The 13,242-nt window shown below is 58.8% G+C and carries 12 protein-coding genes and 1 pseudogene; 7 read left to right on the top strand and 6 right to left on the bottom strand.

The annotated features are described in order from the left end of the window. Positions 1-4: 4 nt before the first annotated feature. The 4 genes from umuC to ACNFCJ_RS06795 form a co-directional block, all read right to left on the bottom strand. On the bottom strand, positions 5-1,279 hold the full coding sequence (umuC, locus tag ACNFCJ_RS06810) for a translesion error-prone DNA polymerase V subunit UmuC (RefSeq protein ID WP_416770504.1): 1,275 nt from the start codon (positions 1,277-1,279) through the stop codon (positions 5-7). Then, positions 1,272-1,709, bottom strand: a complete 438-nt coding sequence (locus tag ACNFCJ_RS06805) for a LexA family protein (protein WP_416770503.1) — start codon at positions 1,707-1,709, stop codon at positions 1,272-1,274. The genes umuC and ACNFCJ_RS06805 overlap by 8 nt, the downstream gene beginning before the upstream one ends. Before the next feature lie 314 nt (positions 1,710-2,023). Beyond that, positions 2,024-4,297, bottom strand: a complete 2,274-nt coding sequence (locus ACNFCJ_RS06800) for an ATP-dependent DNA helicase (RefSeq protein ID WP_416770502.1) — start codon at positions 4,295-4,297, stop codon at positions 2,024-2,026. Beyond that, positions 4,294-5,934, bottom strand: coding sequence for a VRR-NUC domain-containing protein (locus tag ACNFCJ_RS06795; RefSeq protein WP_416770501.1), 1,641 nt, complete (start codon positions 5,932-5,934; stop codon positions 4,294-4,296). The genes ACNFCJ_RS06800 and ACNFCJ_RS06795 overlap by 4 nt, the downstream gene beginning before the upstream one ends. 213 nt (positions 5,935-6,147) lie before the next feature. Here ACNFCJ_RS06795 and ACNFCJ_RS06790 point away from each other — a divergent pair, with 213 nt between their 5' ends. Then, positions 6,148-6,342 (top strand): AbrB/MazE/SpoVT family DNA-binding domain-containing protein, encoded by a 195-nt coding sequence (locus ACNFCJ_RS06790; RefSeq protein ID WP_017940154.1) that lies wholly within the window; start codon positions 6,148-6,150, stop codon positions 6,340-6,342. Between the two features lie 263 nt (positions 6,343-6,605). Here the strand turns inward: ACNFCJ_RS06790 and ACNFCJ_RS06785 are convergent, their stop codons facing one another. After that, on the bottom strand, positions 6,606-7,184 hold the full coding sequence (locus ACNFCJ_RS06785; RefSeq protein WP_416770499.1) for a TetR/AcrR family transcriptional regulator: 579 nt from the start codon (positions 7,182-7,184) through the stop codon (positions 6,606-6,608). Positions 7,185-7,336: 152 nt separating this feature from the next. Here ACNFCJ_RS06785 and ACNFCJ_RS06780 point away from each other — a divergent pair, with 152 nt between their 5' ends. The 4 genes and pseudogenes from ACNFCJ_RS06780 to ACNFCJ_RS06765 all read left to right on the top strand — a co-directional run bounded on the left by ACNFCJ_RS06780 (position 7,337) and on the right by ACNFCJ_RS06765 (position 11,342). Beyond that, entirely contained in the window at positions 7,337-8,230 is an 894-nt protein-coding gene (locus tag ACNFCJ_RS06780; protein ID WP_244168998.1) for an alpha/beta hydrolase, read from the top strand. 10 nt (positions 8,231-8,240) lie between these two features. Next, positions 8,241-9,077, top strand: a complete 837-nt coding sequence (locus tag ACNFCJ_RS06775) for an SDR family NAD(P)-dependent oxidoreductase (protein ID WP_092320698.1) — start codon at positions 8,241-8,243, stop codon at positions 9,075-9,077. A 178-nt stretch (positions 9,078-9,255) separates the two neighbouring features. Continuing rightward, a pseudogene (locus ACNFCJ_RS06770) lies at positions 9,256-9,465 on the top strand (DUF1329 domain-containing protein); the annotation flags it as partial. A gap of 50 nt (positions 9,466-9,515) precedes the next feature. Next, a complete protein-coding gene (locus tag ACNFCJ_RS06765) occupies positions 9,516-11,342 on the top strand; it encodes an FAD-dependent oxidoreductase (protein ID WP_208605339.1) in 1,827 nt (608 codons plus the stop codon). A 116-nt stretch (positions 11,343-11,458) separates the two neighbouring features. On the opposite strand, the gene ACNFCJ_RS06760 is transcribed toward ACNFCJ_RS06765, so the two are convergent. Next, positions 11,459-12,388, bottom strand: a complete 930-nt coding sequence (locus ACNFCJ_RS06760) for a recombinase family protein (protein WP_003150544.1) — start codon at positions 12,386-12,388, stop codon at positions 11,459-11,461. Between the two features lie 201 nt (positions 12,389-12,589). Here ACNFCJ_RS06760 and ACNFCJ_RS06755 point away from each other — a divergent pair, with 201 nt between their 5' ends. Both ACNFCJ_RS06755 and ACNFCJ_RS06750 read left to right on the top strand, forming a co-directional pair. Then, positions 12,590-12,829, top strand: a complete 240-nt coding sequence (locus tag ACNFCJ_RS06755; RefSeq protein ID WP_003089107.1) for a ribbon-helix-helix domain-containing protein — start codon at positions 12,590-12,592, stop codon at positions 12,827-12,829. Further along, positions 12,829-13,239, top strand: coding sequence for a putative toxin-antitoxin system toxin component, PIN family (locus tag ACNFCJ_RS06750; RefSeq protein ID WP_003150546.1), 411 nt, complete (start codon positions 12,829-12,831; stop codon positions 13,237-13,239). Before ACNFCJ_RS06755 ends, ACNFCJ_RS06750 begins: the two co-directional genes overlap by 1 nt. Positions 13,240-13,242: the final 3 nt, after the last annotated feature.

The raw sequence follows: 13,242 nt of genomic DNA, 5'->3' as shown, positions 1-13,242 counted from the left end.
GAGCTCACCGGGCGTCGACCTTCAGTAGGTCCCCCCAGCGGGTGGTATAGGCGGGAGAGAGCAACTCCCGTCGCATGCTCCATTCGGCTGTTTTGGTGAGGCGCCCCGGTTGCAGCGTTCCACGCCCCCAGCGTCCGTTAATGGCATCCAGCGTACTCATCAGTCGCTCGGTCTTCACGGGCTGTTCAGGGGCAAATAGGTCAGGCGTGTATTCATCCCGACCGCACAGATCCAAGAGCAGTACCTGTGCTTTCGCATAGCTGAATCCATCCCGGTATAGCCGGCTGATACCTTCACGAGCAGCAGCAATAATCAGGCGAGTATCGTCGGTCGGGTAGGGCAGTTGGCAAAGCAGACCGTTGGCGTATTTGGCCTCACTCGGGTTGAACATACCGGTGCGCAGGCTGACGCGAATCTGCCGGCATAGAGAGCCCTGAGTGCGCAGTTTTTCAGCAGCTCGGGTGGCGTAAGCGGTAACGGCTTCCTGAATCGGTTCGATGGCCTTTAATCGCTTGCCAAAAGAGCGGCTGCAGCAGATTTCCTGTTTAGCCGGTGCCGCTTCTTCCAGCGCTAAGCAGGCAGTGCCGCGTAGTTCGCGTGCGGTTTTCTCGATGACCACGTTGAAGCGCTTGCGCAGTTCCCACGCGTCGTGAGTCGCCAGATCCCAGGCGGTTTTGATGCCCAGGGCATTGAGGTGAACCTGCATGCGTCTGCCAACGCCCCAGACCTCCTCTACGGGCATGACCTTAAGCAGCTTGTCGCGGCGCACAGGGTCACGTAGGTCGACCACGCCACCGGTTTGTTTTTGCCATCGCTTGGCCGCATGGTTAGCCAGCTTGCTCAAGGTTTTTGTGTGGGCGATGCCAATACCGACCGGAATACCAGTCTTCAGTTTGACCTCGTATTGCAGTGAACGAGCCAATGACTCCAGTGGTTCCGACATACCACTCAGCTCGGCAAAGGCTTCATCGATGCTGTACACCTCCACTGCAGGCAGACGCGCCTCGATGATGCTCATGACGCGTTCGCTCATATCACCATAGAGGGCATAGTTGCTGCTGAAAGCCACGATGCCATGGCGCTTGAGGTCGCCTCTGATCTCATGGAAGAGGGCGCCCATTTTTACGAATGGTTTGGCATCGGCAGAGCGGGCAATCACGCAACCGTCGTTGTTGCTCAGCACCACGATGGGTGTGCGCTGCAAGTCAGGCCTAAACACACGCTCACAGCTTGCATAGAAGCTGTTGCAGTCGATCAAAGCAAATACAGGCTCAGGCATGGGCGCGGTGATCGCGAAGGCTATGGGTCACAACGCCCCAGATCATCAATTCGTCATTTTCCAGGACATAGCGGGGTGGATAGTCAGCATGCTCGGATTGCAGCACATACCCACCATGGGCTTTGTTCAGACGCTTGACGAACACTTCACCGTTTAGACAGGCCACCACGATATCGCCTGGCTTGGCTTCAAGTGCTCGGCTGACGATTAGATAGTCGCCATCGAAAATTCCGGCCCCGGTCATGCTGTCGCCACAGACTTGAACCACGTAAGTGTGGGGTGCGTTGATGTCGAGCAGCTCGTCTAGAGAGAGCTTGTGCTCCATGTGATCCAGCGCTGGGCTAGGGAAGCCTGCCGGAATACGCGCGTCAAAGTACGGTAGGCAAATGGCGCTTGCTTGAAGGGGAAAAAGGATCAGGGCATTGCTCATGAAGAATAACCAGATTGCTGTATTTATATACAGTAATCTGTGAGGCCTGGATCTAACAAGCAGCGTCTGTCGGCGCAGCGCTGGGTATGCCCGAATTCTTTACAGTCGAAAAGTTTACGTGTCGCCTCATCTGGCGATCCGGCCTATGGTCGACACATCACAACCGAGGAGCGTTCACCATGATGATCATGCTGAGTTCGATGAGTGAGTATTTGACCGTGCTGGCCACAGGCCTGGTGATGGTCGGGTTGGCAAGGCTGGCCTATGGCGGCCGTGCAGTCTGATCGATTTGACCTCGCCTGGATTGCCAGGTCTTACAGGCGGTAGGTGTCGACCTTCCACCATGTGGGTAGCAAGTCCCTGATCTTGGCCTGGCCGAAGCGGTCATCCAGCAGATACACCACACCCCGGTCATCGACCGTGCGGATCACCCGGCCTGAGGCCTGCACCACTTTCTGCAGGCCCGGGTAGAGGTAGGCGTAGTCGTAGCCATTGGCCTCGCCGAACATCTGCTGCATACGCGCTTTGACTTCTTCATTGACCTCGTTGACCTGGGGCAGGCCCAGGGTGGCGATAAAGGCGCCGATCAGGCGCTTGCCTGGCAGGTCTATCCCCTCACCAAATGCCCCACCCAGCACAGCAAAGCCGATGCCCTCGGAATGCAGGGTGAAATTGTCGAGAAAGGTCTGGCGTTCACCTTCGCTCATGCTGCGGGTCTGCACACTGGTGGGAATATCCGGGTGCAGCGATCTGAACAAATCCTGCACCTGTTGCAGATACGCATAGCTGCTGAAAAACGCCAGGTAGTTTCCGGGCTCGCGCCGGTACTGCTCGGCCATCAAGCGGCAGATCGGTGCCAGGCTGGATTCGCGATGCTGGTAACGGGTGGAGAGGTTGCGCAGCACCCGTACGCTCAGTTGCTCGGCGGCAAAGGGTGAGGCCACATCGATCCATTGGGCTTCTTCCGGTAAACCCAGCAGGTCACGGTAATAGTTGGCCGGGCGCAAGGTGGCGGAGAACAGCGTGGTGGTGTGCGCATCGCTGAAACGGTCGGCCAGAAAAGGCGCCGGCACCACATTGCGCAGGCACAGAGTGGTATCCAGGCTGAGCATGTTGTTTTGCTGGCGGGTGATATCGAACAGCGAGTGTGGCCCGTACACCTCGCTCAAGCGGCAGAACAGCATGGCATCCAGGTAGAACTGCAGCAGGCTGCGCTCATGGCCATCGGGTTGCTCGCTGAGGTGATCGGTGATGGCAGTGACGGCTTTCTGCAGCGCGGCGACAAACAGATCAGGCACGCTGGGGTAGATCTGGTAATCCTGCTCCTGCACCCGATTGAGCTGCTCCCAGTGCCGGCCAACCCGTTGCAGGGCGCTGCGAATACTACCCGGCGCCGTATTGCACAGAGCATGAAACAGCCCCTGATCAAGCTCGGCGGTGTACATGCTGCGCGCGCGGTCGACCAGGTTGTGTGCCTCATCCACCAGCACTGCGATGCGCCAATCGTTGAGCAGGGTCAGGCCATAGAGCAGGGCGTTGATGTCGAAGTAGTAGTTGTAGTCACCCACCACCACATCGGCCCAGCGGCACAGTTCCTGGCTCAGGTAGTAGGGGCAGATCTGATGTTCCAGGGCGATGCGTCGCACCTGGGCCTGCGGCAACCAGGCCTGTTCCAGCGCTGCCAGACGGGCCGCCGGCAGGCGGTCATAGAAGCCTTTGGCAAGGGGGCAGGATTGGCCGTGGCAGCTTTTATCCGGATGCTCGCAGGCTTTGTCGCGGGCCACATGCTCCAGCACCCGCAGTGGAATCTGTTGATCGGCTTCACGCAGGCTGTGCAGGGCATCCAGAGCCAGGCGCCGCCCTGGGGTTTTAGCAGTGAGAAAGAACAGGCGATCCAGTTGCTGCCCGGGCATGGCCTTGAGCTGCGGGAACAGGGTGCCCAGGGTTTTGCCAATGCCGGTGGTGGCCTGGGCCATCAGCGTATGGCCATCGCGGGCGCTGCGGTAGACAGCTTCGGCCAGTTGGCGTTGGCCATGGCGAAAGGTTGGGTAGGGAAAGCTGATGCTCTGCAGGTGCGCGTCACGCTTGATGCGGTGCGCCTCCTCCTGTTCGGCCCAGCGCAGAAACTGTTGGCACTGCTGATTGAAGAAGTCTTCCAGTTCAGCGGCTGTGAAGTGGTCGCTGAAGGCGTGCTCGGCGTGACTCATGACGTCGAAATACACCACAGCCAGCTCCAACTCTTCCAGCTCAAGCTGCTGGCAAAGCAGCCAGCCATAGACCTTGACCTGCGCCCAGTGCAGCAGCCGGTGATTGGCCGGGATGCGGCTGATATCGCCGCGGTGGGTTTTGATCTCCTCCAGGCGACGTTCCTCGGGGTCATAGCCGTCGGCTCGGCCGCTGACCAGCAGGCCCGGGTAGCTGCCACTCAGGGGCAACTCGGCGATATACCCCTCACCCCGTCGACCGACCACAGTCTGATGCCCGGCCATGCCTTCCTGCGCGGTGGGGGAAGGGGTGAAGCGCAGATCCAGGTCACCTTGCTTGGCGGTGAACTCGCACAGGGCCCGCACCGCAACTCGGTAACTCATACCTCGGCCCAGCTCACGTAGCACACTTCAACAGCAATGCCGTTCTGAGCTGCGAAACTGAGCCAGCGTTTCTGGTTGTCCTGTAGACGGTCACCGGGGCCTTTGACCTCAATCATCCGGTAACGCCGTTCCTGCGGGTAAAACTGGATCAGATCCGGCATGCCGGCGCGGTTGGCTTTCAGGTCACGCAGCAGGCGGGAAAAACAGGCGTGCAGATGGGCGGCGGGAATGCACTGCAGGGCCAGGTCCAGGCGCGCCTCATCGAGCATGCCCCAAAAGACGAAGGGTGACTGCAGGCCGAACTTTTCCTGATACCGAGCCTTGATCAATTGCTCATAGCTGGGCTGTTCCAGCTGCTGCAGACAGCGCTCGAACAGAGGCTGGCGCCGGGCATAAAAGTCCGGGCTGTGCAGGTCCACCGGGCCGCTGTGGAACGGGTGAAAAAACGCCCCCGGAAGCGGCGCGAAAATGGCTTCCCAGCACAGTAAGCCGAACAGGCTGCAGAGCAGGGTGTTTTCCACGTAATGCACCGGAGCGTCGTCGTGGTGCAGATGATCACGCACGGCGATTTCAACACTGCCATGCTCTGGCATGGGCAACACCAAATCGATACGGCTTTCGCCTGCTGCCTTGGAGCGCTTCACTATCGGCAGGCCGAGCTTGCGGCGCAGGCGGGTGAGGGCCCGTTCCAGGCGCTGACTTTCCTCATCACTGCCTGGGGCTTGGCTAAAGGCCAGGGCCTTATCATGGGCCTCGCTGTCGCGCCCCAGTTGTTCCAGCACGCGAATCTGCCGCCAGCGGGCTTCGCCATGTGCGCTCTGCTGATAAAGCAGCAGGGCCTGCTCCAACTCACCGCTTTTCTCCAGTTGCTGAGCGATCTGAAACAGCAGGCGCGACTGGCGACTGCACAGGTAGGGGTTGCTTGAGCTGAACGCCAGCAACGGCGGCGCAATGTCCGCCAGATCCGCGCCTTGCTCAACGCTGACGCGTAACTGGCGCAGGTGCAGGTAATCCTCAAGGTCCTGGCGGCACTGAAAACCCCGTGACTCTGGGCTTATGTCCACTGATTCATAACGGTAGATACCCAGATCCGCCAGCACGAACTCGGACCAGTCCTGGGCCAGATTGCCGAAGAACATCAGGCGCAGACGGTCACACAGATCACCCACCATCAGGCTCAGCAACTGATCATCCAGCCTAGGGCACCAGTCCCTGAAGGGCTGGGCAGGTAACTCCGTGCTGCGCAGTTGTTCGAGCAGCTCGGCCTTTTTCTGTGAGGCGCGGCGGTCGGTGACTGGCAGATGGGCCAGCAGCTCGTCCTTGCGCAGCAGCTCGGCAATCTCATCAACTGTCAGCAGCGCCTGCTCGGTGACCCAGCCCTGTTCAAGCAGTGGACCGGCTGCCGTCAAGCAGTCGCCGATTTCCGGATAGACGAGCTTGCTCAGGCGAAAATGACAGCCCTTGCGCATGACCATGCGCACCAGCAAGGCCTGGGATGGCCAGGCAAGGGTGTTGAAGGTGTCGAGAAAGGCGCGCTCTTCATCTGAAAGCAGGTCGGCATAGCGTTCACCTACCCAGGCGAGTGCCGTGCGAAAATTGCTGAGGTAGTAGAGCTCGGGCGGTAGTAGCGCAGACATGGTAGCGATCACTGTATTTTTGTACAGGATTGTCCGTGTTGGTGGGCGCAGGATCAACTGACGGAAAGGCGATGAGCTTCAGTGAAGAGCAGAAATTGACTCAAAGCTGCCGTGAGCAACAGGACGAGAACGGCCAAATGCTGCCCCACCGTACGAAGCGGATCTGCCCGAGATGAAGCTGCCATACTGTGCCTACTGCGTGAGGGCGAATCTATGACTACTACATCTGAGAGCTGGCGAGTTGTATGCCAAGACCCTGGGGATGGCAGCGGAGACGTCATCGTTGAGCTTCCATCCGAGCTACTTGAGCAGCTCGGATGGGGGCTGGGTGATGAACTGTCAGTTGAGGCGGGAGAGGAAAACATCTGCCTGAAACTCAAGCAACGAGCTGATGGCGCCTCGTCATAGCAATCCAACATTGTCTGATTGCGGTTGACTGCGTCGCTTCAAGAGCTGCTGCTAACGGCCAGAAGCAGCCGTTCCTGCTCATGGGTGCTTGAACGCTAGAATGGTGCGACGGGCAACATCAATGATCTCGGCCTTCGAGAATGGCTCCCCTATTAGAACCCCACGAAAGAACAAGGGGGATGAAGCCAGCTTGAGGAATTGGCGTGGATTCGTTGAGAGAGGCAGCTCGCCGCGCTCTATTGCACATTCAGCAGCAGAAATTGCTAAAGGCGGCGACTTCTCAAGCCAGACTGGATGATTGTCAGTGCTGACTGCACAAGAGCCTCGCGACTGACTGACTCCGACCGCAATGCGTCATCCCGCAACGCCAACGTCAGCACGCCATTCATCATCGACCAGACTGCGTTCGCAGTGCTGTCAGGATCCATTTCCGGATCGATCCACCCCTCTGCAATTCCGTCACGGATGATCGCCGCCATGTGCGCGATCTGCTCCCGCGCCATAGCGCCAATGCGAGAGATTGCTTCAGGGTCTTCCGGGGGGTTGGCCAGGATGCGGAATTGGTGGGGGCGCTCCATTGCGAAGCTGACGTAAGCATTGAATATGCGCAGCCCCCGCTCTTCAGGCGTCCCCTTACCGTCATACGCCTTGTCGACGTAGGCACGGTTCTCTTCCATCGAGCGCTCGGCAATAGCGATAAGCAGCGCTGGCTTCCCACCCACGCGGTTGTAGACCGTTTGCAGGGACACGTCGGCCCGACGTGCAACCTCATCGGCTGTTACAGCCGCCATCCCTCCCTCAATCAGCAAGGTCTCGGCGATCTCTACCAGGTTCTGGCGCATGTCAGCTGCGCGGCGTTGGGTGCGGGTCAAATTCACGGTCGTCATGACGGTTGACGGTATCACACTCAACGGATAGAGTCATGTCCAACGTTGTAATGGACTCCAACGTTTGAGTTAAAACAATTTCAATACACGACTCCAGGATCATGACCATGAACCGTCTCGATGTTGAGTTCCTGGCTGAGGGCAGCCGCTGTAAGGCTTGGCTCTATCTGCCGAAAACCAAGAAACCTGCTCCAGTCATCGTCATGGCTCATGGCCTGGGGAGCACGCGTGTGATGCGACTCGGTGCCTATGCCGAGCGCTTTAGAGACCTCGGCTATGCCTGTCTGGTTTTTGATTACCGGCATTTTGGTGATAGCGAGGGTGAACCGCGTCAGCTGCTGGATGTGAACAAGCAGTTGCAGGATTGGAAGGCTGCCATCGCCTTCGCACGGACGCGCACTGATGTGGATACAGACAAAGTCGTCCTCTGGGGCACATCCTTCAGTGGAGGTCATGTCATCGCGACTGCCGCCGATGATCAGAGAGTCGCTGCGGTGATCTCCCAGTGCCCCTTCACCGACGGCATGGCCTCCAGCATGGCTGTCCCGCCCCTGACCTCGATCAAGGTCACCATCCGCGCCCTGACAGACAAACTGGGTTCCTGGTTTGGTGCTGCGCCAGTAACGATTGCCCTGGCGGGCAAGCCTGGCTCAACCGCAATGATGTCGGCGGCAGACTGCGAACAGGGCTATCTCCAGCTGGTTCCTGATGCCGCAGCCAAGCAGTTCCCCAACTACGTCGCTGCCCGCATCGCACTGCAAATCCTTACCTACTTCCCTGGTCGGAAAACACCGCAGCTGAATTGCCCGACGCTTTTCTGCGTCTGTGAAACCGACACGGTAGCTCCGGCAAAAGCCACCCTTCGCCATGCCCGTCGTGCTCCCCGTGGCCAGATCAAGATCTACAAGGAGGGGCATTTCGATATCTATCTCGGCGACTCCTTCGAGAGAACCATCGGCGACCAAATCGACTTTCTCCAACGCACCGTTCCCCTGAACTGAGGATCCAATAATGGCTTTTTACAATCTTGATGGGCGCGTTATTGCGATCACCGGTTCGACAGGTGGGCTGGGCTCAGCCGTTTGCCAGGCACTGCTCGACAAAGGTGCCAAGCTCGCATTATTCGACATGGATGGTGCGGCGGTTGAGGCTCAAGCAACAGCCCTCGGCGCCAACACCCGCGCCTGGCAGGTGAATGTCTGCTCGATGGAAAGCATCGACACTGCAATGGAAGAAGCAGCAGCGCACTTTGGCGGCATCGATGTGGTGATTGCGAATGCCGGCATTACTGCATTCGAGCCCCTGGTGACGGGTGATCCCAAGGTCTTCGAGCGGGTGATCGACGTGAACCTACTCGGGGTATGGCGCACCTTCCGTGCCGCCGTAGGTCATGTGCAGAAGCGTCAGGGCTACCTGATGGCGATCTCGTCATTGGCTGCTTTCAGCCATTCACCGTTGCAGGCCTCGTATACCTCAAGCAAGGCCGGCGTATGGGCCATGTGCAACAGCATTCGCCTGGAGCTTCGCCACACGGGTGTCGGCGTCGGTAGCGTGCATCCCACGTTCTTCCATACACCGCTAATGGATCAGACCTTCAAGAGCGCTGCGGGCAGCAAGATCTGGAAAGGAAACAATTCAGGACTCTTCAAAATGGTGGCCCTGGAAGATGTGGTGAAGAGCATCGTGAAGGGCATCGAGAACCGCTCCGACATGATGTTCGTGCCCAAGGAAAACTCCTTCGTCGCACACCTGCCACGTCTGTTCCGCAAGATCCTTGAAGCGGTTGAGTTCAAGGACAGTGAAGTCGCAGCAATGGTCGAGGCCGCCAAGCCCGCTCCAGCCAAATAGAGCATTTCCTTACCAGGTGAGAATGGACAGCTCCTGCATTGCAGGGGCTGTGGATCAGTACGCCCTGAAGGAGCCACTTAGGGTTGATCGGCAACGGCTCAGTCGCACTCAACGCCAGTGCAAACCGCTGCCGATTCGGAAAACAAAAACAACAATTCTGAGAAAGCGCATGAACAAAACCACTGTGCAAATAGCGGAGGCCCACTCCCAGTTCTACTACAACACGCAAGTGCCCTGGTACACCCTGGAAACCATTGCTGACCTGCAAGCTGGCCGGTATCTGGCGATGGGGATGAAGAACGAAGAGAAGCAGGCCTACGACTTCAGTTACACCTCCTCGGAAAGCGATTACACCCCAGCGGCATTACGCCTAGCGGGCGTGCGTTGAGTCGAACCAAGCCACAGCGGTGATTCTGTACAAGTAATGGAGTAAGAGAAGTGATCAACCCAGCCAACATGAGCGAGTCTCCAGCAAACATCCTGATCGAGGCCGAGGATTTTGATAGCTATGGGGGCTGGGTTCTCGACTCCCAATTCGAGACCGTCATGGGGTCGCCCTATCTGCTTGCCCACGGCCTGGGGCGCCCTGTTAGCGATGCCTCTACAACGATTAATCTTGAGCGCCAAGGTGCGTACCACGTCTGGGTGCGAGCGAAGGACTGGGTGCCATCGCATCATCCTGGGCGCTTCACCGTATCGATTAATGGAGTGGTTCTCGACACGGTATTTGGTGCGAATAGCGAGGATTGGTCGTGGCAGCCAGCGGGCAAGATTTCGCTGGAACCAGGCGCCACTACCGTGGTGCTTCATGATCTGACCGGCTTCGATGGCCGCTGCGATGCAATCTACCTGTCAACCGATGACGTAGCCCCACCCAATGAGGTGAATGCCACCAGCCAAGCCTGGCGTAAAGCACTACGCGGCCTGCCAGATAAGCCGCTCGATGCCGGCCATTACGATGTGGTTGTGGTCGGCGGAGGTATCTCGGGATGCGCTGCTGCGTTGACCGCTGCTCGTTTGGGGCAGAGCGTCGCTTTGATCCATGACCGTCCGGTGCTTGGTGGCAATGCCAGCAATGAAATCGGTCTGATGCCGAGAGGCTCACAGGGCGCTCTGCTCAACGAGCTGGCCCAGCGTTCAGCGAACGGTGATCTGGCTGCACTATCACTGCTGGAGGCTGAACCAACCGCCAAGGTTTTTCTCGGACACCGCATCATCAGCGTCGAAAAGCAGGACTCTAAAATCACTGCGGTTCAGGCGATTCAGGCACGTGGCGGCCACGAGCGCCGCATTACCGGCTCGGTGTTCATCGACGCCAGTGGCACGGCCATTATTGGCGTGCTTGCCGGTGCCGAAACGTTGTTCGGGCGGGAGGCTCGCGCTGAGTTCAACGAGCCTTATGCGCCGGAAGTGGGCGATGACATGCACCACGGCAATACGCTGTTCTTCCGCACTCGCATGGCAGAACACCCGGTTTCATTTCCCGAGGTGCCATGGGCAACCGAAGTATCCAAGGACTACGCCAACCTGAGCGGTCAATTACTGGAGGCCGGCGTCGAAAATGCTCCTGGGCCACAGGCAGGGGCCAATCCGAGCACACCTGAGTTCAGATTCGGCAGCAAAGCCGACGTGTTTCCTGCCACTCACTTCTGGGAATACGGCCAATGGCTCGACCCATACACCAATGGTGAGTTGATTCGCGACTACCTGATGCGTGCGCTCTACGGCACGTTCTCGAACGTCAAAAAACTCGAACCGGAAAACTATGCCAACCTGGAGTTCGAATGGATGGCCTTTGTCGCGGCGCAGGGCGAGTTCCGGCGCTATCGCGGCGACTATGTGCTGTCGGAAAATGACATCCGCAACCACACCAGTTTCCCCGATGCGTTGGTGCCCAACGATGGGGCCTTCTGCATCCACTGTGCGTGGGAGCCAGGCGAAGGTAAGTACGACTTCCGCCTAAAGGATTGGATCTGGGACATGCGCGACAAACAGGCCTATGGGATCCCATACCGCTGCCTGTACTCCGCCAACATCGACAACCTGCTGATGGCTGGTAAGCACATCAGCGTCACCCACGTCGCTGGCTCATCAACCAAAACCATGGGCAACGGATCGCAGCACGGCATTGCTACCGGTGCTGCTGCGTTCCTGTGCAACCAGCACAAATCATCGCCGCGCGGCCTCTATGAGAACCACCTCGGCGAACTGAAAGCGCTGGTCGACCAGTTGACCGCTTGCGATCACGAGCACCCACCCAAGTGATGCTACAAAGCACTCTAGGGTGTTTCAGGAGGTAGGCGTATCTGAACGTCTCCTTCTGGCCGATTCTGTTGAAAAAGGGGTTTGGGGAGCAATGGAACCAAAAACCAACGTAAGCCCTACCAACGCTTTTCGGTGTCTTCTTCCCAGGCGCCCATCTCGACAAAACAGTTGCGCATGTCGGCCTCCTGGCTGATCTCGGTCAGCAGGTCATGCACGCTCTTGTCCAGCTCATCGTCGCTCCGATACGGAATGGTCAACTCATAGTGGCCGGCATCCAGCCGCTTCATGCCATAGGGCTCCAGGCAGTAGCGCTCAATGTTCTCCGTGGCCCGCTTCCGGCCGCGCACGAACTTGCTGTTATTCACCACCGCGAGGCGCAGGGTGACGGTGGCCACCCGCTCGGCGGCGGGCGGCTCTGCCGGCGACGCGGCCGAAGGCTGCTGGTCGCGTGACCTGGCGCTCTTCTGGTACGCGCCGATCTCGACACCACGGTGGCGCAGGTAGCTGTACAGCGTGCTCTTGGAGATGTGCAGCTTCTCGCCGATCGCGCTGACGCTCAGGCGACCTTCGCGGTAGAGGGTTTCGGCCGCCATGGCGGTGGCCTCAGCCTTGGCTGGCAGGCCCTTGGGACGGCCACCGATCCGGCCACGCGCCCGTGCGGCCGACAGACCCGCCTGAGTCCGCTCGCGGATCAGCTCGCGCTCGAACTCCGCCAGCGAGGCGAACAGGTTGAACACCAGGCGGCCTTGGGCGTGGGTGGTGTCGATGGGGTCATTCAGGCTCTGTAAGCCGACCTTGCGCTCTGCCAGCTCGCCGACCAACTCGACCAGGTGCTTGAGGGAACGCCCAAGGCGATCCAGCTTCCAGATCACCACGGCATCACCCGGCCGCACGTTGGCCAGCAGTTTGTCCAACTCCGGCCGGGCGCTTTTCGCGCCGCTGGCGATGTCTTGGTAGATGCGTTCGCACCCGGCCTGTTTCAGGGCATCGACTTGTAGGTCGGCTTTCTGATCCCGAGTGCTCACTCGCGCATAACCGATCTTCATCAAAAGTACTGTTTACTCGACTACGTTAGTAATAGTTGAACTTTGATTAAGCGTACCAGTTATTTGAACCGTAGCGCGGGGAGCTTAACGAACCGAGCCATTCCTCGATAGAGTTCGGCAAAACCTTCGTTTTGTCGAACCATTGCATCGCCCTTTGTGATTGGCGTATAAACACACAAACACCTATTAGCGGAGAACGCTATGAATACCATTCGCTGGAATGTCGCCGTCTCGGCCGACACCGACCAGTCGCTTCGGATGTTTCTGGCCAGCCAGGGCGGCGGCCGTAAGGGCGACCTGTCGCGCTTCATCGAAGAAGCGGTACGGGCACACATCCTGGAGCTGAGCGCTGAGCAGGCCAAGGCCGCTAACGCCCATCTGAGTGAGGCAGAATTGACCAACGCGGTTGACGAAGCGCTCGACTGGGCACGTAAGCGCTGATGCGGGTCGTGTTGGATACCAACATCCTGTTCAGCGCCCTGATCTCGCCACATGGCGCGCCCGATGCGATCTACCGTGCCTGGCGGGCGGCGCGTTTCGAGGTGGTGACCTCGCGGATGCAACTCGATGAAATTCGTCGAGCCAGCCGCTATCCCAAGCTTCAGGCCATCCTACAGCCCGCCAAGGTGGGCGCCATGATCAATAACCTGCAACGGGCTGTGGTACTGGAGCGCCTGACCATCGAGGTCGAAGCCGATGATCCGGATGACTCGTTTTTGCTGGCCATGGCCTTGGCGGGCGATGCGGACTACCTGGTAACCGGTGATCGCCGCGCCGGCCTGCTGCAACGCGGGCACATCGAACGCACGCGGATCGTCACGCCCGCCGTGTTCTGCGTCGAGGTGCTGTGATCA

This window comes from Pseudomonas sp. NY15364 (assembly GCF_048068235.1).
GTDB lineage: Bacteria > Pseudomonadota > Gammaproteobacteria > Pseudomonadales > Pseudomonadaceae > Aquipseudomonas > Aquipseudomonas mendocina_D.
Note: the sequence above shows the minus strand (reverse complement) of the source record. Positions and strands in the feature narration are given on the sequence as shown.